Below are 19,273 nucleotides of genomic sequence, written 5' to 3'. Positions count from 1 at the left end.
ACCCGCCCCTCCGCCGAGCGAGCGTCCCGCCGCGGGGTCTCCCCCGCGGCGGGCTCACCTCACTTGAGGATCTTCGTGACCCGACCGGCGCCGACGGTGCGGCCACCCTCGCGGATCGCGAACTTCAGGCCCTCTTCCATCGCGATGGGCTGGATGAGGTCGACCTTCATCTCGGTGTTGTCACCGGGCATGACCATCTCGGTGCCCTCGGGCAGCGAGACGACGCCGGTGACGTCGGTCGTCCGGAAGTAGAACTGCGGACGGTAGTTGTTGTAGAAGGGCGTGTGACGGCCACCCTCGTCCTTGGACAGGATGTAGGCCTGGCCCTCGAACTCGGTGTGCGGCGTGATGCTGGAGGGCTTCACGACGACCTGACCGCGCTCGACGTCGTCACGCTTGAGACCGCGCAGCAGCAGGGCCGCGTTGTCGCCGGCCTGGCCGGTGTCCAGCATCTTGTTGAACATCTCGATGCTGGTGACGGTGGTCTTGGCCGAGGTCGGCTTGATGCCGACGATCTCGACCTCCTGGTTGACGTTGAGGACGCCGCGCTCAATGCGACCGGTCACGACGGTGCCGCGGCCGGTGATCGTGAAGACGTCCTCGATCGGCATCAGGAAGGGCTGGTCGATCGCGCGCTCGGGCTCAGGGATCGCGGTGTCGACCGCGTCCATGAGCTCCATGAGCTTGTCGCCCCACTCCTTGTCGCCCTCGAGCGCCTTCAGCGCCGAGACGCGGACCACGGGGACGTCGTCGCCCGGGAACTCGTAGGACGAGAGGAGCTCGCGCACCTCCATCTCGACGAGCTCGAGGAGCTCCTCGTCCTCGACCATGTCGGCCTTGTTGAGCGCCACGACGATGTAGGGGACGCCGACCTGGCGGGCCAGGATGACGTGCTCCTTCGTCTGCGGCATCGGGCCGTCGGTCGCGGCGACCACGAGGATGGCGCCGTCCATCTGCGCCGCACCCGTGATCATGTTCTTGATGTAGTCCGCGTGACCCGGGCAGTCGACGTGCGCGTAGTGGCGCGCCTCGGTCTGGTACTCGACGTGCGCGATCGAGATCGTGATGCCGCGCTGACGCTCTTCAGGGGCCTTGTCGATCTGGTCGAACGCCGAGGCCTTGTTCAGCTCCGGGAACTTGTCGTGCAGCACCCGGGTGATCGCCGCCGTCAGCGTCGTCTTCCCGTGGTCGATGTGACCGATGGTGCCGATGTTGACGTGCGGCTTAGTCCGCTCGAACTTCGCCTTCGCCACTGGGGGTCCTCCTCGGACTGTCGCTGCTACCCCGACCCGTGGATCGGGCGGGTGGGTGAGAGGCCGGCCGACCGTGCGGCGACCGGTGTGGTGCCGGCGGGGGGTGTGGACCCCCCGCCGGCCTCCGGGGCGATTACTCCCCGCGGACCTTCTTGACGATCTCCTCCGCCACGTTCCGGGGAACCTCGGCGTAGTTGGAGAACTGCATCGAGTAGACCGCGCGGCCCTGCGTCTTGGAGCGCAGGTCGCCGACGTAGCCGAACATCTCCGACAGCGGGACGCTCGCCTTGACGAGCTTGGCGCCGCTGACGTCCTCCATGGACTCGATCTGCCCACGGCGGGAGTTCAGGTCACCGATGACGTCGCCCATGTAGTCGGCGGGCGTGCGCACCTCGACGGCCATGACCGGCTCCAGCAGGACGGGCTGCGCCTTGCGGACCGACTCGCGCAGGACCATCTTGCCGGCGATCTTGAAGGCCATCTCGGAGGAGTCGACGTCGTGCGCCGCACCGTCCACGAGGGTGGCCTTGACGCCCACCAGCGGGTAGCCGGCGACGACACCCTCCTGCATGGCCTCCTGGATGCCCTGGTCCACCGAGGGGATGTACTCGCGCGGGACGCGACCACCCGTGACGCCGTTGACGAACTCGTAGAACTCCCCGTCGGAGGTGTCCAGCGGCTCGATCGTGACCTGGACCTTGGCGTACTGGCCGGACCCACCCGTCTGCTTCTTGTGGGTGTAGTCCTCCTTGACGACCGCGCGGCGGATGGTCTCGCGGTAGGCGACCTGCGGCTTGCCGACGTTCGCCTCGACCCGGTACTCGCGCTTCATGCGGTCGACGAGGATGTCGAGGTGGAGCTCGCCCATCCCCTTGATGATCGTCTGGCCGGTCTCCTGGTCCAGCTCGACCTGGAAGGTCGGGTCCTCCTCGGCCAGGCGCTGGATCGCGGTGCCCAGCTTCTCCTGGTCGCCCTTCGTCTTCGGCTCGATGGCCACCGAGATGACGGGCTCGGGGAAGGTCATGGACTCCAGCACGACCTGCTGCGCCGGGTCGGAGAGCGTGTCGCCGGTCGTCGTCTCCTTGAGGCCGATCATCGCGTAGATGTGGCCCGCGCGCGCCTCGTCGACCGGGTTCTCCTTGTTGGAGTGCATCTGGAAGAGCTTCCCGATGCGCTCCTTCTTGCCCTTGGTCGAGTTGACGACCTGCGAGCCCGCGGCGATGCGGCCGGAGTAGACGCGCACGTAGGTCAGCTTGCCGAAGAACGGGTGCGCGGCGACCTTGAACGCCAGGCCCGAGAAGGGCTCCTCGGCCTCGGGACGGCGGATGATCTCCACCGACTCGTCGCCGACCTTGTGCCCGACCATCGGCTTGACGTCCAGCGGCGAGGGCAGGTAGTCGATGACCGCGTCGAGCATGGGCTGCACGCCCTTGTTCTTGAACGCGGAGCCGCAGAAGATCGGGTAGACCTCGGAGGCGACCGTCAGCTTGCGGACGCCGGCCTTGATCTCGTCCTCGGTCAGCTCCTCACCGCCGAGGTACTTCTCCAGGAGGGTCTCGTCGGTCTCGGCGACGCGCTCCACCAGCTTCTGGCGGTACTCCTCGGCCTGCTCCTGCAGCTCGGCCGGGATGTCCTCGATCTCGTAGTCGGCGCCCATCTGGACCTCGCCGCGCCAGGTCAGCGCCTTCATGCGGACCAGGTCGACGACACCGGAGAAGGTGTTCTCGGCGCCGATCGGCAGCTGCATGACCAGCGGCTCGGCACCCAGGCGGTCGATGATCGTCCTGACGGTGAAGAAGAAGTCGGCGCCCAGCTTGTCCATCTTGTTGACGAAGCAGATGCGCGGGACGTCGTACTTGTCCGCCTGCCGCCAGACCGTCTCGGACTGCGGCTCGACGCCCTCCTTGCCGTCGAATACGGCGACCGCGCCGTCGAGGACGCGCAGCGAGCGCTCGACCTCGACCGTGAAGTCGACGTGGCCGGGGGTGTCGATGATGTTGATCTGGTTGCCGTCCCAGAAGCAGGTGGTGGCGGCGGAGGTGATGGTGATCCCCCGCTCCTGCTCCTGTTCCATCCAGTCCATCGTGGCCGCGCCGTCGTGGACCTCGCCGATCTTGTAGTTGATCCCCGTGTAGAAGAGGATCCGCTCGGTCGTCGTGGTCTTGCCGGCGTCGATGTGGGCCATGATGCCGATGTTGCGGACCTTGGTCAGGTCCGTCAGCACGTCCTGTGCCACGGTTTACTGCCTCTTCCCTGGGATCGAGGGGGTGAGTCGGCGAGGTACCGCTGGGATCACCAGCGGTAGTGCGCGAAGGCCCGGTTCGACTCGGCCATCTTGTGGGTGTCCTCGCGGCGCTTCACCGCGGCACCGAGGCCGTTCGAGGCGTCGAGGATCTCGTTGAGCAGGCGCTCGGTCATCGTCTTCTCGCGGCGCTGGCGGGCGTAGCCGACGAGCCAGCGCAGGGCCAGCGTCGTCGAGCGGCTCGGGCGCACCTCGATGGGGACCTGGTAGGTCGACCCGCCGACGCGGCGGGACTTGACCTCGATCGCCGGCTTGACGTTGTCGAGCGCGCGCTTGAGCACGACGACGGGGTCACCGCCGGTCTTGGTCCGCGCGCCCTCGAGGGCGCCGTAGACGATCGACTCGGCGACGGACTTCTTGCCGTCGAGGAGGATCTTGTTGACGAGCTGCGTCACCAGCGGGGACTGGTAGACGGGGTCCACCACGAGGGGACGCTTGGGGGCGGGGCCCTTGCGCGGCATCAGCTCTTCTCCTTCTTCGCGCCGTAGCGGCTGCGCGCCTGCTTGCGGTTCTTCACGCCCTGCGTGTCGAGCGAACCGCGGACGATCTTGTAGCGGACACCCGGGAGGTCCTTCACGCGGCCGCCGCGGACCAGGACCATCGAGTGCTCCTGGAGGTTGTGGCCCACGCCCGGGATGTAGGCGGTGACCTCGATGCCACTGGTCAGCTTCACGCGAGCGACCTTGCGCAGGGCCGAGTTCGGCTTCTTCGGGGTGGTCGTGTACACGCGCGTGCAGACGCCGCGGCGCTGCGGGCTGCCCTTGAGGGCGGGCGTCTTGGTCTTGACGACCTTGTCCTCCCGGCCCTTGCGGACCAGCTGCTGGATGGTGGGCACCCTGTCTCCGTCTGTGTCGATCTGGTGTGTCGGCTTTTCCTCGGGACGCGCTGCCCGTCGTGGGCCAGCGCTCGACCCCCGCCGACCCACGAGGTCGGGCGTGTCGTTCGGTCGAGGTCCCGCAGGGGTGACGTCCTGTCACCTGGCCGCGGGCGCGCTCGTGTCAAGCGGACACGAGACTACCCGCCGCGTTCGGGGCTGGTCAAAACGGACGAGTCGTCCCCGACCGCGCCCCGGGCTGGCCGCAGGCCCGCCCCGCTCCCCCGCCGCAGCGGGGGGCGGAGCGGCCTGCGGTGGTGCGCACCGCCCGCGAGGGCGGTGCCGGCTCAGCGGTAGTCGCTGTTGCCGTAGTCGAACTCCTCGAGCGGGACGGCCTGGCCGGAGCCCACGCCGAACTGCGCGTAGTCGACGTCGTCGTAGCCCGGCACCGAGTACATCTGCGCCTTGGCCTCCTCGGTCGGCTCCACCCGGATGTTGCGGTAGCGGGGCAGCCCCGTGCCGGCCGGGATGAGCTTGCCGATGATGACGTTCTCCTTCAGGCCGAGCAGCGGGTCGCTCTTGCCCTCCATGGCGGCGTTCGTCAGCACGCGCGTCGTCTCCTGGAAGGAGGCCGCGGACAACCACGAGTCCGTCGCGAGCGACGCCTTCGTGATGCCCATCAGCTCCGGGCGGCCCGAGGCCGGCTGACCGCCCTCGGCCATCACCCGGCGGTTCTCCTCCTCGAAGCGCGCACGCTCGACGAGCTCGCCCGGCAGCAGCTCGGCGCCGTTCTGCTCGATGATCGTCACCCGCTTGAGCATCTGGCGGACGATGACCTCGATGTGCTTGTCGTGGATCGACACGCCCTGGGAGCGGTAGACCTCCTGCACCTCGTCGACCAGGTGCATCTGCACCCGGCGCGGGCCGAGGATGCGCAGCACCTGCTTGGGGTCGACGGCGCCCTGGACGAGCTTCTGCCCGACCTCGACGTGCGTGCCGTCCTCGACGAGCAGGCGCTGGCGGCGGGTGACGGGGTACTCGACCTCGTCCGCCCCGTCGTCCGGGGTGACGACGATCTTGCGGCCCTTGTCGGTCTCCTCGATGCGCACCCGGCCGGCGACCTCCGAGATCGGAGCGTTGCCCTTGGGGGTGCGGGCCTCGAAGAGCTCGACCACGCGCGGCAGGCCGTGCGTGATGTCACCGGCCTCGGAGGCGGCACCACCGGTGTGGAAGGTGCGCATCGTCAGCTGGGTGCCGGGCTCGCCGATGGACTGCGCCGCGACGATGCCGACGGCCTCGCCGATGTCGACGAGCTTGCCGCTGGCCAGCGAGCGCCCGTAGCAGTGCGCGCAGGTCCCGACGCGGGACTCGCACGTGAGCACCGAGCGGACCTTGACGCTCTCCACGCCCAGGCCGACGAGCCGGTCGATGACGACGTCACCGAGGTCGGCGCCGGCGGCCAGGACGACCTCGCCGTCCACCACGACGTCGGTGGCCAGCGTGCGTGCGTAGACGCTGGTCTCCACGTCGTCGTGCCGGCGCAGCGAGCCGTCGGCGTTGCGCTCCGCGATCGGCATCTCCAGACCGCGGGAGGTGCCGCAGTCCTCCTCGCGCACGATGACGTCCTGGGAGACGTCGACGAGGCGACGGGTGAGGTAGCCGGAGTCGGCGGTGCGCAGCGCGGTGTCCGCCAGACCCTTGCGGGCGCCGTGGGTGGTGATGAAGAACTCACCCACGGTCAGGCCCTCGCGGAAGGAGGCCTTGACCGGACGCGGGATGATCTCGCCCTTCGGGTTGGCCATGAGGCCGCGCATCCCGGCGAGCTGACGCATCTGCATCCAGTTGCCTCGCGCACCCGAGCTCACCATGCGGTGGATCGTGTTGTGCGTGGGCATGGCCTGCTCCAGGTCGCGGGCCACGTCGTTCGTGGCCTGCGTCCAGATCTCGATGAGCTCCTGACGGCGCTCGTCGTCGGTGATCAGACCGCGCTCGTACTGCTGCTGGACCTTCTCGGCCTTGGCCTCGTAGGTCTCGAGGATCGCCTGCTTGTTCGGCGGGGCGACGACGTCGGCGATGGAGACGGTGGTGCCCGAGCGGGTGGCCCAGTGGAAGCCAGCCTCCTTCAGGGCGTCCAGCGTCGCCGCCACCTGGACCTTCGGGTAGCGCTCCGCGAGGTCGTTGACGATCGCGGACAGCTTCTTCTTGTCCACGACGACGTTGACGTACTCGTAGTCGACCGGCAGCGCCTCGTTGAAGAGGGCGCGGCCCAGCGTGGTCTCCACGTCCAGGTCCTGACCCGGCTCCCAGCCCTCGGGCAGGGTCATGTCCGGCGTCGGGACGACGCCCGACAGGCGGATGCGGACCTTGGCGTTGAGGTTCATCTGCTTGGCGTCGAAGGCCATGATCGCCTCGGCGAGCGAGGAGAACTGCCGGCCCTCGCCGTCCACGTCGTCCCGGTCCGCCGTCAGGTGGTACAGGCCGATGATCATGTCCTGGGTGGGCATGGTCACCGGACGGCCGTCCGCCGGCTTGAGGATGTTGTTGGACGACAGCATGAGGATGCGGGCCTCGGCCTGCGCCTCCGCGCTCAGCGGCACGTGCACGGCCATCTGGTCGCCGTCGAAGTCCGCGTTGAAGGCGGTGCAGACGAGCGGGTGGATCTGGATGGCCTTGCCCTCGACCAGCTGGGGCTCGAAGGCCTGGATGCCGAGGCGGTGCAGGGTGGGCGCGCGGTTGAGCAGCACCGGGTGCTCGGTGATGACCTCGGACAGGACGTCCCAGACCACCGGGCGGGCGCGCTCGACCATGCGCTTGGCCGACTTGATGTTCTGCGCGTGGCTGAGGTCGACGAGCCGCTTCATGACGAAGGGCTTGAAGAGCTCCAGCGCCATCTGCTTGGGCAGGCCGCACTGGTGCAGCTTCAGCTGCGGGCCGACGACGATGACCGAGCGGCCGGAGTAGTCGACGCGCTTGCCGAGCAGGTTCTGGCGGAACCGGCCCTGCTTGCCCTTGAGCATGTCGGACAGCGACTTCAGCGGGCGGTTGCCCGGCCCGGTCACCGGCCGGCCGCGGCGGCCGTTGTCGAACAGCGCGTCGACGGCCTCCTGCAGCATGCGCTTCTCGTTGTTGACGATGATCTCGGGCGCGCCGAGGTCCAGCAGCCGCTTGAGGCGGTTGTTGCGGTTGATCACGCGGCGGTACAGGTCGTTGAGGTCGGAGGTCGCGAAGCGGCCGCCGTCCAGCTGCACCATCGGACGCAGGTCCGGCGGGATGACCGGGACGCAGTCCAGGACCATGCCCTCGGGCGAGTTGCGCGTGGTCAGGAACGCCGAGACGACCTTCAGGCGCTTGAGGGCGCGGGTCTTGCGCTGACCCTTGCCGGTGGCGATGGTCTCGCGCAGCGACTCGGCCTCGGCCTCCAGGTCGAAGCTCTGCAGGCGCTTCTGCAGCGCCGCAGCACCCATGCCGCCCTCGAAGTACATGCCGAAGCGCTCGCGCATGGCGCGGTAGAGCACCTCGTCACCCTCGAGGTCCTGGACCTTGAGCGTGCGGAAGCGGTCCCAGATCGTCGTCAGGCGGTCGATCTCGGTGTCGGCGCGACGGCGGATCTGCGCCATCTCGCGCTCGGCGGACTCGCGCACCTTGCGGCGCACGTCCGACTTGGCCCCCTCGGCCTCCAGCTCGGCCAGGTCGGCCTCGAGCGCCTTGGCGCGGGTGTCCACGTCGGAGTCGCGGCGGTTCTCCACCTCGCGCTTCTCGACCTCGATCTGGGCCTCGAGCGAGGAGAAGTCGCGCTGGCGACCCTCCTCGTCGACCCAGGTGATCATGTACGCGGCGAAGTAGATGACCTTCTCGAGGTCCTTCGGCGCGAGGTCGAGGAGGTAGCCCAGCCGGCTCGGGACGCCCTTGAAGTACCAGATGTGCGTGACGGGGGCGGCCAGCTCGATGTGGCCCATCCGCTCGCGGCGCACCTTGGCGCGGGTGACCTCGACGCCGCAGCGCTCGCAGATGATGCCCTTGAAGCGGACACGCTTGTACTTGCCGCAGTAGCACTCCCAGTCCCGGGTGGGACCGAAGATCTTCTCGCAGAAGAGCCCGTCCTTCTCCGGCTTCAGGGTGCGGTAGTTGATGGTCTCAGGCTTCTTGACCTCACCGTGCGACCACGTGCGGATGTCGTCCGCGGTGGCCAGCCCGATGCGCAGCTCGTCGAAGAAGTTGACGTCGAGCAACGTGATCTTCTTTCTGTCGTGTGTTCCGAGGTCTGACGTGATCCGTGGGTCCCCTCAGGGGACCCGTTGGCCGACCGGGGGCGGGACGCGGGGGCACTCCCCCGCGTCCCGCCGTCCGTCAGACCTCTTCGACGCTGCTCGGCTCGCGCCGAGCCAGGTCGATGCCCAGCTCCTCGGCCGCCCGGAAGACGTCCTCGTCGCTGTCGCGCATCTCGATGGCCATGCCGTCCGAGGAGAGCACCTCCACGTTCAGGCAGAGCGACTGCATCTCCTTGATGAGCACCTTGAAGCTCTCGGGGATTCCGGGCTCGGGAATGTTCTCGCCCTTGACGATGGCCTCGTAGACCTTCACGCGACCCAGCACGTCGTCCGACTTGATCGTCAGCAGCTCCTGCAGGGCGTAGGCGGCGCCGTAGGCCTCCAGGGCCCAGACCTCCATCTCGCCGAAGCGCTGGCCGCCGAACTGCGCCTTGCCGCCCAGGGGCTGCTGCGTGATCATCGAGTACGGCCCGGTCGAGCGCGCGTGGATCTTGTCGTCGACCAGGTGGTGCAGCTTCAGGATGTACATGTAGCCGACCGCGACCGGGTCCGGGAACGGCTCGCCGGAGCGGCCGTCGAACAGCCGCGCCTTGCCGTCGCCGCCGACGAGGCGGTCACCGTCGCGGGTGGGCGTCGTCGAGCTGAGCAGACCGGTGATCTCGTGCTCGCGGGCACCGTCGAAGACGGGCGTGGCGATGCGCGAGCCGCCCGGCGCCGAGCGGATCTCCTCGGGGATCAGCTCCGCCCAGTCCGGCTGGCCCTCGATCTGCCAGCCCTGGCTGGCGATCCAGCCCAGGTGCAGCTCCAGGACCTGGCCCACGTTCATCCGGCTCGGCACGCCGAGCGGGTTGAGGATGATGTCGACCGGGGTGCCGTCCTCGAGGAACGGCATGTCCTCCACGGGCAGGATCTTGGAGATGACGCCCTTGTTGCCGTGGCGGCCGGCCAGCTTGTCGCCGTCGGTGATCTTGCGCTTGTTGGCCACGTAGACGCGCACCAGCTGGTTGACGCCCGGGGGCAGCTCGTCGCCCTCGTCGCGGTCGAAGACCTTGACGCCGATGACGGTGCCGGTCTCGCCGTGGGGCACCTTCAGGGAGGTGTCGCGGACCTCGCGGGCCTTCTCGCCGAAGATCGCGCGCAGCAGGCGCTCCTCCGGGGTCAGCTCGGTCTCGCCCTTGGGCGTGACCTTGCCGACGAGCAGGTCGCCGTCGCGGACCTCGGCGCCGATGCGGATGATCCCGCGCTCGTCGAGGTCGGCCAGCACCTCCTCGGCCACGTTCGGGATGTCCCGGGTGATCTCCTCGGGCCCGAGCTTGGTGTCGCGGGCGTCGACCTCGTGCTCCTCGATGTGGATCGAGGACAGGACGTCGTCCTGCACGAGGCGCTGCGACAGGATGATCGCGTCCTCGTAGTTGTGGCCCTCCCACGGCATGAACGCCACCATGAGGTTGCGCCCCAGCGCCATCTCGCCGCCGTCGGTCGACGGGCCGTCGGCCAGCACGGTGCCGACCTCGACGCGGTCGCCCTCGTTGACGACGACGGTCTGGTTGTAGGCCGTGCCGTGGTTGGAGCGGCGGAACTTGGCGACCTTGTAGGTCGTCGAGGTGCCGTCGTCGTTGGAGGTGGTGATGAGGTCGGCGGAGACCTCGGTGGCCACGCCGGCCTTGGTGGCGACGATGACGTCACCGGCGTCGACGGCGGCGCGGAACTCCATGCCGGTGCCGACCAGCGGCGCCTCAGTCTTGACCAGCGGCACCGCCTGGCGCTGCATGTTGGCGCCCATGAGCGCGCGGTTGGCGTCGTCGTGCTCGAGGAAGGGGATCATCGCGGTGGCGACGGAGACCATCTGCCGTGCGGCGACGTCCATGTAGTCGACGTCGTCGCGCGGGACGAACTCCGTCTCGCCGCCCTTGGCGCGCACCAGGACGCGGTTCTCGGCGAAGGTGCCGTCCGCGTTCAGCGGGGCGTTCGCCTGGGCGATGACGAAGGCGTCCTCCTCGTCGGCGGTCAGGTAGTCGACGTCGTCGGTCACCCGGCCCTCGACGACCTTGCGGTAGGGCGTCTCGATGAAGCCGAACGGGTTGATGCGCCCGTAGCTCGACAGGGAGCCGATGAGGCCGATGTTCGGGCCCTCCGGCGTCTCGATCGGGCACATGCGGCCGTAGTGCGAGGGGTGGACGTCGCGGACCTCCATGCCGGCGCGCTCGCGGGACAGACCGCCCGGGCCCAGCGCCGACAGGCGGCGCTTGTGGGTCAGGCCCGCGAGCGGGTTGGTCTGGTCCATGAACTGCGACAGCTGGCTCGTCCCGAAGAACTCCTTGATGGAGGCCACGACGGGACGGATGTTGATGAGCGTCTGCGGCGTGATGGCCTCGACGTCCTGGGTCGTCATGCGCTCGCGCACGACGCGCTCCATCCGGGACAGGCCCGTGCGGACCTGGTTCTGGATGAGCTCGCCGACGCTGCGCAGGCGGCGGTTGCCGAAGTGGTCGATGTCGTCGACCTCGACGCGCACGTCGATCGGCTGGCCGTTCTTGACGCCCGGCATCGCGGTCTCGCCGGCGTGCAGCTTCACCAGGAACTTGATGGTGCGCACGATGTCCTCGACGGAGAGCACGCTGGCGTCCAGCGGCTCCTCCATGCCGAGCTTCTTGTTCACCTTGTAGCGGCCGACCTTGGCGAGGTCGTAGCGCTTGGGGTTGAAGTAGAGGTTGTCGAGCAGGTTGCGCGCGGCCTCCTGCGTCGGCGGCTCGCCCGGGCGCAGCTTGCGGTAGATGTCCAGCAGCGCGTCCTCGACGCCGGAGGTGTGGTCCTTCTCCAGCGTGGCGATCATCGACTCGTAGTCGGCGAACTCCTCGCGGATCTGCGACTCGCTCCAGCCGAGCGCCTTCAGCAGCACCGTGACCGACTGCTTGCGCTTGCGGTCGATGCGCACGCCGACCATGTCGCGCTTGTCGATCTCGAACTCGAGCCAGGCGCCGCGGGAGGGGATGATCTTCGCGGTCCAGGTGTCGCGGTCGGAGGTCTTGTCCGGCACGCGCTCGAAGTAGATGCCCGGCGAGCGGACCAGCTGCGAGACGACGACGCGCTCGGTGCCGTTGATCACGAAGGTGCCGCGGTCGGTCATGAGCGGGAAGTCGCCCATGAAGACCGTCTGGCTCTTGATCTCACCGGTGTTGCCGTTGATGAACTCCGCCGTGACGAACAGCGGGGCGGCGTAGGTGAGGTCGCGCTCCTTGCAGTCGTCGAGGGAGTACTTCGGCGGCTCGAAGCGGTGGTCGCGGAACGACAGGGACATCGACCCCGAGAAGTCCTCGATCGGGGAGATCTCCTCGAAGATCTCCTCCAGGCCGGAGGTCGTCGGGACGGCGAGCCCGCCGTTGGTGGAGGCCTCCACGCGGTCCTGCCAGCGCTTGTTGCCGAGCAGCCAGTCGAAGCTGTCGGTCTGCAGCGCCAGGAGGTCGGGGACCTCAAGCGGTTCGTGGATCTTGCCGAAGGAGTACCGTCCGGAGACGGTGCGCGGCGACTGGTTGCCGACGTGGGTCGTGCTCGTGCTGTTCGGTGCGGACGCTGGACGCGAGGCAGCCAAGAGGGGTCCTTCCACGGGCCTGCGAACGTGACACGCGCTGACCTGCCCCACTCGATCGTTCCACGGTCGACGACCGGCCATATGACTCCGGGCAGCGCAAAACGACAGGCTACCCTACGCGGGCACGGCTGTCCAGCCCCCTCTTCGGGTGGCGACACGCCGACACCTCGTGACCGGAGCCGGCTCGACGTCGCTGTCGCGGCGTGGCCCGGTGGTGAGGACGACCGTGCTCGAGGATGTCCCGACGAGGCGCCCGCGTCAAGGCGGCACACCCCCGGGTGTGGACGGCGTGTCGCCGCCGGCGGTGCGCAGCGGCCCGCCGAACGCGAGGAGGGGCGGCCGGACGCGAGTCCGACCGCCCCTCCTGGAGCGCTCCCCCGGTCAGCCGACCGGGGAGGGGGTCACTTGAGGGTGACGGTGGCGCCGGCGCCCTCGAGCTGCGCCTTGGCCTTCTCCGCGGCCTCCTTGTTGACCTTCTCGAGGACGGGCTTGGGGGCGCCGTCGACGAGGTCCTTGGCCTCCTTGAGGCCGAGGGAGGTCAGCGCGCGGACCTCCTTGATGACGCCGATCTTCTTGTCGCCGGCGGCCTCGAGGATGACGTCGAACTCGTCCTTCTCCTCCTCGGCCGGGGCAGCGGTGCCGCCACCGGTCGGGCCGGCAGCCACGGCCACGGGGGCGGCGGCGGTGACGTCGAAGGTCTCCTCGAACTTCTTCACGAAGTCCGAGAGCTCGATGAGGGTGAGCTCCTTGAACGCGTCGAGCAGCTCGTCGGTGCTGAGCTTCGCCATGGTGGCGGTCCTTCCTAGTGGTTGTGGGCCCCGCGAGTCACCGCGGGAGTGGGGTTGCGAGCGGGACGCTCAGGCGTCCACGGTCTCGGCCGCGGGGGCCTCGGCCGCTGCAGCGTCCGCGGGCGCGCCCGCGGCCTGCTTCTCCCGCAACGCTTCCACGGTGCGGACGGTCTTCGACAGCGGCGCCTGGAACAGCGCGGCCGCCTTGGCCTGCGACGCCTTGAGCACGCCGGCGACCTTGGACAGGAGCACCTCGCGGGACTCCAGGTCGGCCAGGGCGGTGACGTCGGCGGCGCTGATGGCGCGGCCTTCGAGCAGGCCGCTCTTGACGACCAGCTGGGGGTTGGTCCTGGCGAAGTCACGCAGGCCCTTGGCCGCCTCGACCGGGTCACCGGCGATGAAGGCGATCGCGGAGGGGCCGGACAGCTGCCCCTCGAAGGCCGTGACACCGGCCTCCTTCGCCGCGATGGTGGCGAGCGTGTTCTTCAGGACCGCGTAGGTCGTGTCAGGACCCAGCGTCGTGCGCAGCTGCGTGAGCTGGGCGACGGACAACCCCCGGTACTCGGTGAGCACCGCGGCGTTGGATCCCTGGAACAGGGCCGTGATCTCCTTCACGGCCGCGACCTTCTCCGGCTTCGCCATGTGTGCCCTCCCTTCCTCGTCTCGGGGGGCCGGCCCGGCCCCGGACGCACGAGACGCCCCGGCGCAGGCGCGCGGGGCGTCGGGACGCAGCCGTGGGCTGCGGTCGAGGCTCTGGCTCACCTGCGCAGGTCGCCCGTGGGACGGGACCTTCTACCACCTGCCTCGCGAGGAGGACCGGTGGCGACCGGCGGTCTTCGGTACACCACCAGACTACACGCCGTCGCGGGGTGGTGCGGACGCGAGGAGGGGCGGGCCCCGCGCTCGCGCGCGGGGCCCGCCCCTCCTGCCCGTCGGGCCGCAGCCCGTCAGGTCGCCGTGCGGCGAGCGGTCAGACCGCGGTCGCTTCGCCGGTGAGGTTGCGCGTCAGGGTCGGGTCGACCGGGATGCCCGGGCCCATCGTCGTCGTGACGGTCGCCTTCTTGACGTAGCGGCCCTTGGACGCCGACGGCTTCAGGCGCAGCACCTCGTCGAGGGCGGCGGCGTAGTTCTCGACCAGCTGGGTGTCGTCGAACGAGACCTTGCCGATGACGAAGTGCAGGTTGGCGTGCTTGTCGGTGCGGAACTCGATCTTGCCGCCCTTGATCTCCGAGACGGCCTTGGCGACGTCCATGGTCACCGTGCCCGTCTTCGGGTTGGGCATGAGGCCGCGCGGGCCGAGCACCTTGCCGAGCCGGCCGACCTTGCCCATGAGGTCGGGCGTGGCCACGGCGGCGTCGAAGTCGAGGCGGCCCTTGGCGACCTCGTCGATGAGCTCGTCGCCGCCGACGATGTCGGCGCCGGCGGCCTCGGCCTGGGCGGCGCGGTCGCCGACGGCGAAGACCAGCACGCGGGCGGTCTTGCCGGTGCCGTGCGGCAGGTTGACGGTGCCGCGCACCATCTGGTCGGCCTTGCGGGGGTCGACACCCAGGCGGAACGCGACCTCGACGGTGGCGTCGTACTTGGTGGTCGACGTCTCGCGGGCGAGCTTGACGGCGTCCAGGGGGGCGTAGAGGGCGTCGCCGTCGATCTTCTCGGCGGCGGCGCGGTAGGCCTTGCTGCGCTTCACTGCTGCTCCTCGGGTCGGGGTGAGGGTCGTGGTCGGACGGGCCGCGCGGGCCCTGCCACGGGGGTGCTGGCGGCTGAGGGGTCTCAGTCGGAGACGGTGATGCCCATCGAGCGGGCGGTGCCGGCGATGATGCGGGCCGCCATGTCGACGTCCTTGGCGTTGAGGTCCTGCAGCTTGGTCTCGGCGATCTCGCGGACCTGCGCCTGCGTCAGGTTGGCGACCTTCTTCACGTGCGGCTCGCCCGAGCCCTTGTCGACGCCGGCGGCCTTCTTGATGAGCTCCGCGGCCGGCGGGGTCTTGGTGATGAAGGTGAACGAGCGGTCCTCGTAGACCGTGATCTCGACCGGGATGACGTTGCCGCGCTGGGCCTCGGTCTGCGCGTTGTACGCCTTGCAGAACTCCATGATGTTCACGCCGTGCTGACCGAGCGCGGGGCCGATCGGCGGCGCGGGCGTGGCCTGGCCGGCCTTGATCTGGAGCTTGATGAGCCCGGCGACCTTCTTCTTGGGGGGCATGGGAGTCCTCTCGGTAGCGAGCGTGGCGGCCGTATCGGTGCCCGCGGATCGGGCGACGAGGGGTTGAGGCCGTCGTCCAGTCTACGCGCCCGCCCGCGCGGGGCGGGACGCGAGCGAGCCCCGGCCGGTGGGCCGGGGCTCGCTGGTGCGGTGCCTCAGATCTTGGCGACCTGGTTGAAGTTGAGCTCGACCGGGGTCTCGCGACCGAAGATCGAGACCAGCACCGTGAGCTTCTGGCGGTCCGCGGCGATCTCCGAGATCGTCGCGGGCAGGGTCTCGAAGGGCCCCTCCATGACGGTGACGGACTCGCCGACCTCGAAGTCCACGACCTTGGCGGGCGCCGCCGCGGCCTGGCCGGGGGCCTGCTTCTCGCCCGCCCTGGCCTTGGGCTGCAGCGCCGGGGCCAGCATCGAGAAGACCTCGTCGTTGGAGAGCGGCACCGGCTGGTGGGTGTTGCCGACGAAGCCCGTGACGCCCGGGGTGTGCCGCACGGCGCCCCACGACTCGTCGGTCAGGTCCATGCGCACGAGCACGTAGCCGGGGATGCGCACCCGGCGGACGTTCTTGCGCTGGCCGTTCTTGACCTCGACGACCTCCTCCATGGGCACCTCGACCTGGAAGATGTAGTCCTCCATGTTGAGGCTGGTCATGCGGGTCTCGAGGTTGGTCTTCACGCGGTTCTCGTAGCCGGCGTAGCTGTGGATGACGAACCACTCGCCGGGCATGCGCCGCAGCTTCTTGCGGAACTCCTCGGCCTCGTCGACGTCCTCGTCGAGGTCCGCCGCCGGCCCCTCGTCGCCGGGCAGCGGGTCGGCGTCGGCCGCGGACTCCTCGCTCAGGTCGCCGGCCTCGTCGCCCACCGGGGCGCCCAGCACGTCGCCGACCGGCACGTCGGGGGTGTCCACGGCCTGCTCGTCGCGGGCCTCCTCGTCGGCCTCCGCGTCGGCGCGCACGTCCTCGGCGTCGTAGCCCGTCAGGGAGGCGTCGGCCTCGACCTGCTCGTCCTCGTACTCGCCCAGCGCCACGGGCGACGGCTCGGCCGCCGCGTCGTACACCTCGTCGCTGCCCCGGAGGGGCGACTCGTCGCCCTCCGGGCCGCCGCCGGTGCGCCGCTCGCCGAGAGAGGGACCCCACTGCTCCGACACGCTGCTGACCTGCTTCCTACGGGGTTCGGGACTCACGCGCACCCGCTGGTGCACGCCCAGTGCGTCAGGACCCGAACACCAGCAGAACGAGCTTGCCGATGCCGTAGTCCAGCGCGGACACGAAGAGCATCATCACCACGACGAAGACGAGCACGACGCCCGTGTAGCTGAGCAGGTCCCGGCGGCTGGGCCAGACGACCTTGCGCAGTTCCTCCACGACCTGGCGCAGGAACAGCAGGAAGCCCGTGCGCTTCTTGGCCTCGGCGGGCTGTGCCGCGGCCTTCGTCGTCTGGCTCACCTCGGGCTGCCCCGCTCCTGTGTGGTCTTGCGCCGGTGTGCTTCGTCCCGCAGACGCGCCCGGGTGGGCACGGTGGTGCTCGCAGGGCAGGAGGGACTCGAACCCACAACCGCCGGTTTTGGAGACCGGTGCGCTACCAATTGCGCCACTGCCCTGAGCGGATCGACCCGCCCCGCGGGGCGCGCGTCACCACGGCGGTGCGAGACCGCCGGGACCACCATAGGTGACGCGAGCACCCCCAGTCGAACCAGCGGGTGGAAGGATGGTCGCCGTGACCGCGCAGAGCACCGTCCAGCCCTCCGCCCGCTCCCGCGTCTCGGCCCGGGTGGCCGGCATCGCCGAGTCCGCGACGCTCGCGGTGGACGCCAGGGCCAAGGCGCTCAAGGCCGCCGGGCGCCCCGTCATCGGCTTCGGCGCCGGCGAGCCGGACTTCCCCACCCCGCAGGCGATCGTCGACGCCGCCGCCGCGGCCTGCGCCGACCCGGCCAACCACCGCTACACCCCCGCCGGCGGCCTGCCCGCGCTGCGGGAGGCGATCGCGGCCAAGACGCTGCGCGACTCCGGCTACGAGGTCTCCCCCTCGCAGGTGCTCGTCACCAACGGCGGCAAGCAGGCCGTGTACGAGACCTTCGCGGCCCTGCTCGACCCGGGCGACGAGCTGCTGCTGCCCGCTCCGTACTGGACGACCTACCCCGAGGCCGCCCGGCTGGCCGGCGGCGTGCCCGTGGAGGTCTTCGCGGGCCCCGACCAGGGCTACAAGGTCACCGTCGACCAACTCGAGGCCGCGCGCACGCCGCGCACCAAGGCCCTGCTGTTCTGCTCGCCCTCCAACCCGACCGGCGCGGTCTACGCGCCCGAGGAGGTCCGTGCGATCGGCCACTGGGCCCTGGAGCACGGCGTCTGGGTCGTCACCGACGAAATCTACGAGCACCTGGTCTACGACGGCGCGCGGGCGGCCTCGATGCCGGTGGAGGTGCCCGAGCTGGCCGACACCTGCGTCGTGCTCAACGGCGTGGCCAAGACCTACGCGATGACCGGCTGGCGGGTGGGCTGGCTCGTCGGGCCGGCCGACGTCGTCAAGGGCGTGGCCAACCTGCAGTCGCACCTGACCTCCAACGTCGCCAACGTCTCCCAGCGCGCGGCCGTGCAGGCGCTCACGGGTGACCTGGAGGCCGTCGCCCGCATGCGCGAGGCCTTCGACCGGCGCCGGCGCACGATGGTCTCGATGCTCGACGCGATCGAGGGCGTGCGCTGCCCGCTGCCGCAGGGCGCCTTCTACGCCTACCCCGACGTCACCGCCCTGATCGGCCGCTCGCTGCGCGGGCAGGAGATCACCTCCTCGGCCAAGCTCGCGGAGATCATCCTCGCCGAGGCCGAGGTCGCCGTCGTGCCCGGCGAGGCCTTCGGGCCCAGCGGGTACCTGCGGCTGTCGTACGCGCTGGCCGACGAGGACCTGGTGACCGGGGTCGAGCGGGTCCAGCGGCTGCTGGCCGAGGTCGACTGAGCCGGCGCGGCGGAGCGGGCGGCGGAGGGGGCCGGGCGTGCGCAGCGGGCTGCCGGCGAGGGCCGCGCCCGCACCCGGCTCCTGGTGGGTGCGGACCGTCCCCGGCTGGCACGCGGCCTTCGCGGTGTTCGTCGCGCTCGCGGTCGCCGCGCTGGCCCTGGTGCCCGCGCCCGACCCGGCGCTGGCCGGCGGGGCCCTCGCGGGCGTCGTGCTCGCCTACCTGCTGCGGGGGGTGCCCGGCGCGCGCCGGCGCCGCGGGCACGCCCGCCCCTACCTGGCCGTCATGGTCGTGGGCTTCTCCACCGTCTTCGCCGGCGCCCCCGGGCTGAGCTTCCTGCTCTTCATCGCCTTCCCGCAGGCGTGGTTCTTCACCGACACCCGCCGCGAGGGGACCTTCTGGACGGTCGCGACGGCGCTGGGGGCGCTGGTCGGCCTCGTCGCCGGCCACGGCTCGCTGGCCACCGCGCCGGACGTGGCCGTCTCGATGGGCGTCAGCGTCGTCTTCACCTGCGCCCTCGGCTTCTGGATCTCCAAGGTCGTCGAGCAGAGCGAGGAGCGCGCCGAGCTCATCACCGAGCTGGAGACGACGCGGGCCGAACTGGCTGCGGCGCACCACGAGGCGGGGGTGGCGGCCGAGCGCGCCCGGCTCGCCGGGGACATCCACGACACCCTCGCGCAGAGCTTCACGAGCATCGTCGTGCTCGCGCAGTCGGCCGCGGCCGGCGCGGTGGACGAGGCCACCCGCCGGCGGCTGGAGCTGGTGGAGGGCACCGCGCGCTCGGGGCTGGCCGAGGCGCGCACGCTGGTGGCCGCCATGTCGCCGGTGGGCCTGGAGGACGTGGCCCTCACCGAGGCGCTGCACCGGCTGGGCGAGCGGGTCTCGCGCGAGAGCGGGGTGCGCGTGCGGGTGCGGGTGGACGGGCAGGTGCCCGGGCTGCCGCGCGCGCAGCAGGTGGTGCTGCTGCGCGCCGCCCAGGAGGCGCTGGGCAACGTCCGCAAGCACGCGGCCGCCCGCACCGCGCAGGTGCTGCTGTCGGCGCAGGACGCGAGCGTGGTGCTGGAGGTGCGCGACGACGGCGTCGGCATCGCCGCGGCCGCGGCGATGCCGAC

14 protein-coding genes and 1 tRNA gene are annotated in these 19,273 nt (G+C 70.3%); 2 read left to right on the top strand and 13 right to left on the bottom strand.

Translation table 11 applies throughout. The annotated features are described in order from the left end of the window. Positions 1-59 precede the first annotated feature (59 nt). The 13 genes from tuf to GTQ99_RS01500 all read right to left on the bottom strand — a co-directional run bounded on the left by tuf (position 60) and on the right by GTQ99_RS01500 (position 16,814). Positions 60-1,253, bottom strand: a complete 1,194-nt coding sequence (tuf, locus tag GTQ99_RS01560; protein ID WP_166613990.1) for an elongation factor Tu — start codon at positions 1,251-1,253, stop codon at positions 60-62. Positions 1,254-1,386: 133 nt separating this feature from the next. Beyond that, on the bottom strand, positions 1,387-3,489 hold the full coding sequence (gene fusA / locus GTQ99_RS01555; RefSeq protein ID WP_166613989.1) for an elongation factor G: 2,103 nt from the start codon (positions 3,487-3,489) through the stop codon (positions 1,387-1,389). A 56-nt stretch (positions 3,490-3,545) separates the two neighbouring features. Then, positions 3,546-4,016, bottom strand: coding sequence for a 30S ribosomal protein S7 (rpsG, locus tag GTQ99_RS01550; RefSeq protein WP_166613988.1), 471 nt, complete (start codon positions 4,014-4,016; stop codon positions 3,546-3,548). Beyond that, positions 4,016-4,390 carry a 30S ribosomal protein S12 gene (gene rpsL, locus GTQ99_RS01545; RefSeq protein WP_012084987.1) on the bottom strand — a complete coding sequence of 125 codons (375 nt, stop codon included), beginning with the start codon at positions 4,388-4,390 and terminating at the stop codon, positions 4,016-4,018. Before rpsL ends, rpsG begins: the two co-directional genes overlap by 1 nt. A 326-nt stretch (positions 4,391-4,716) precedes the next feature. Then, positions 4,717-8,598 carry a DNA-directed RNA polymerase subunit beta' gene (locus tag GTQ99_RS01540; protein WP_166613987.1) on the bottom strand — a complete coding sequence of 1,294 codons (3,882 nt, stop codon included), beginning with the start codon at positions 8,596-8,598 and terminating at the stop codon, positions 4,717-4,719. A gap of 118 nt (positions 8,599-8,716) precedes the next feature. Beyond that, positions 8,717-12,226 carry a DNA-directed RNA polymerase subunit beta gene (gene rpoB / locus GTQ99_RS01535; protein ID WP_240896565.1) on the bottom strand — a complete coding sequence of 1,170 codons (3,510 nt, stop codon included), beginning with the start codon at positions 12,224-12,226 and terminating at the stop codon, positions 8,717-8,719. Positions 12,227-12,627: 401 nt separating this feature from the next. Beyond that, complete coding sequence (rplL, locus tag GTQ99_RS01530) at positions 12,628-13,014, bottom strand: 50S ribosomal protein L7/L12 (RefSeq protein WP_166613985.1); 387 nt, start codon at positions 13,012-13,014, stop codon at positions 12,628-12,630. A gap of 69 nt (positions 13,015-13,083) precedes the next feature. Beyond that, on the bottom strand, positions 13,084-13,656 hold the full coding sequence (gene rplJ, locus GTQ99_RS01525; RefSeq protein WP_166613984.1) for a 50S ribosomal protein L10: 573 nt from the start codon (positions 13,654-13,656) through the stop codon (positions 13,084-13,086). 328 nt (positions 13,657-13,984) lie between these two features. Beyond that, positions 13,985-14,701: a 50S ribosomal protein L1 gene (rplA, locus tag GTQ99_RS01520; RefSeq protein WP_166613983.1), complete on the bottom strand. Its 717-nt coding sequence runs from the start codon at positions 14,699-14,701 to the stop codon at positions 13,985-13,987. Positions 14,702-14,784: 83 nt separating this feature from the next. Then, complete coding sequence (rplK, locus tag GTQ99_RS01515) at positions 14,785-15,216, bottom strand: 50S ribosomal protein L11 (protein ID WP_166613982.1); 432 nt, start codon at positions 15,214-15,216, stop codon at positions 14,785-14,787. A gap of 155 nt (positions 15,217-15,371) precedes the next feature. After that, positions 15,372-16,361, bottom strand: a complete 990-nt coding sequence (nusG, locus tag GTQ99_RS01510) for a transcription termination/antitermination protein NusG (RefSeq protein WP_338074646.1) — start codon at positions 16,359-16,361, stop codon at positions 15,372-15,374. A 64-nt stretch (positions 16,362-16,425) separates the two neighbouring features. Continuing rightward, positions 16,426-16,659 carry a preprotein translocase subunit SecE gene (gene secE, locus GTQ99_RS24620; RefSeq protein WP_166613981.1) on the bottom strand — a complete coding sequence of 78 codons (234 nt, stop codon included), beginning with the start codon at positions 16,657-16,659 and terminating at the stop codon, positions 16,426-16,428. A gap of 82 nt (positions 16,660-16,741) precedes the next feature. Next, positions 16,742-16,814 (bottom strand) — tRNA-Trp (locus tag GTQ99_RS01500). 107 nt (positions 16,815-16,921) lie between these two features. On the opposite strand from GTQ99_RS01500, the gene GTQ99_RS01495 reads away from it, so the two are divergent. Continuing rightward, positions 16,922-18,163, top strand: coding sequence for a pyridoxal phosphate-dependent aminotransferase (locus GTQ99_RS01495; RefSeq protein ID WP_205706598.1), 1,242 nt, complete (start codon positions 16,922-16,924; stop codon positions 18,161-18,163). 37 nt (positions 18,164-18,200) lie between these two features. After that, a partial coding sequence (locus GTQ99_RS26530) for a histidine kinase (protein ID WP_166613979.1) occupies positions 18,201-19,273 on the top strand: 1,073 nt, incomplete at its 3' end.

This window comes from Kineococcus vitellinus (assembly GCF_009906315.1).
GTDB classification, from domain to species: domain Bacteria; phylum Actinomycetota; class Actinomycetes; order Actinomycetales; family Kineococcaceae; genus Kineococcus; species Kineococcus vitellinus.
Note: the sequence above shows the minus strand (reverse complement) of the source record. Positions and strands in the feature narration are given on the sequence as shown.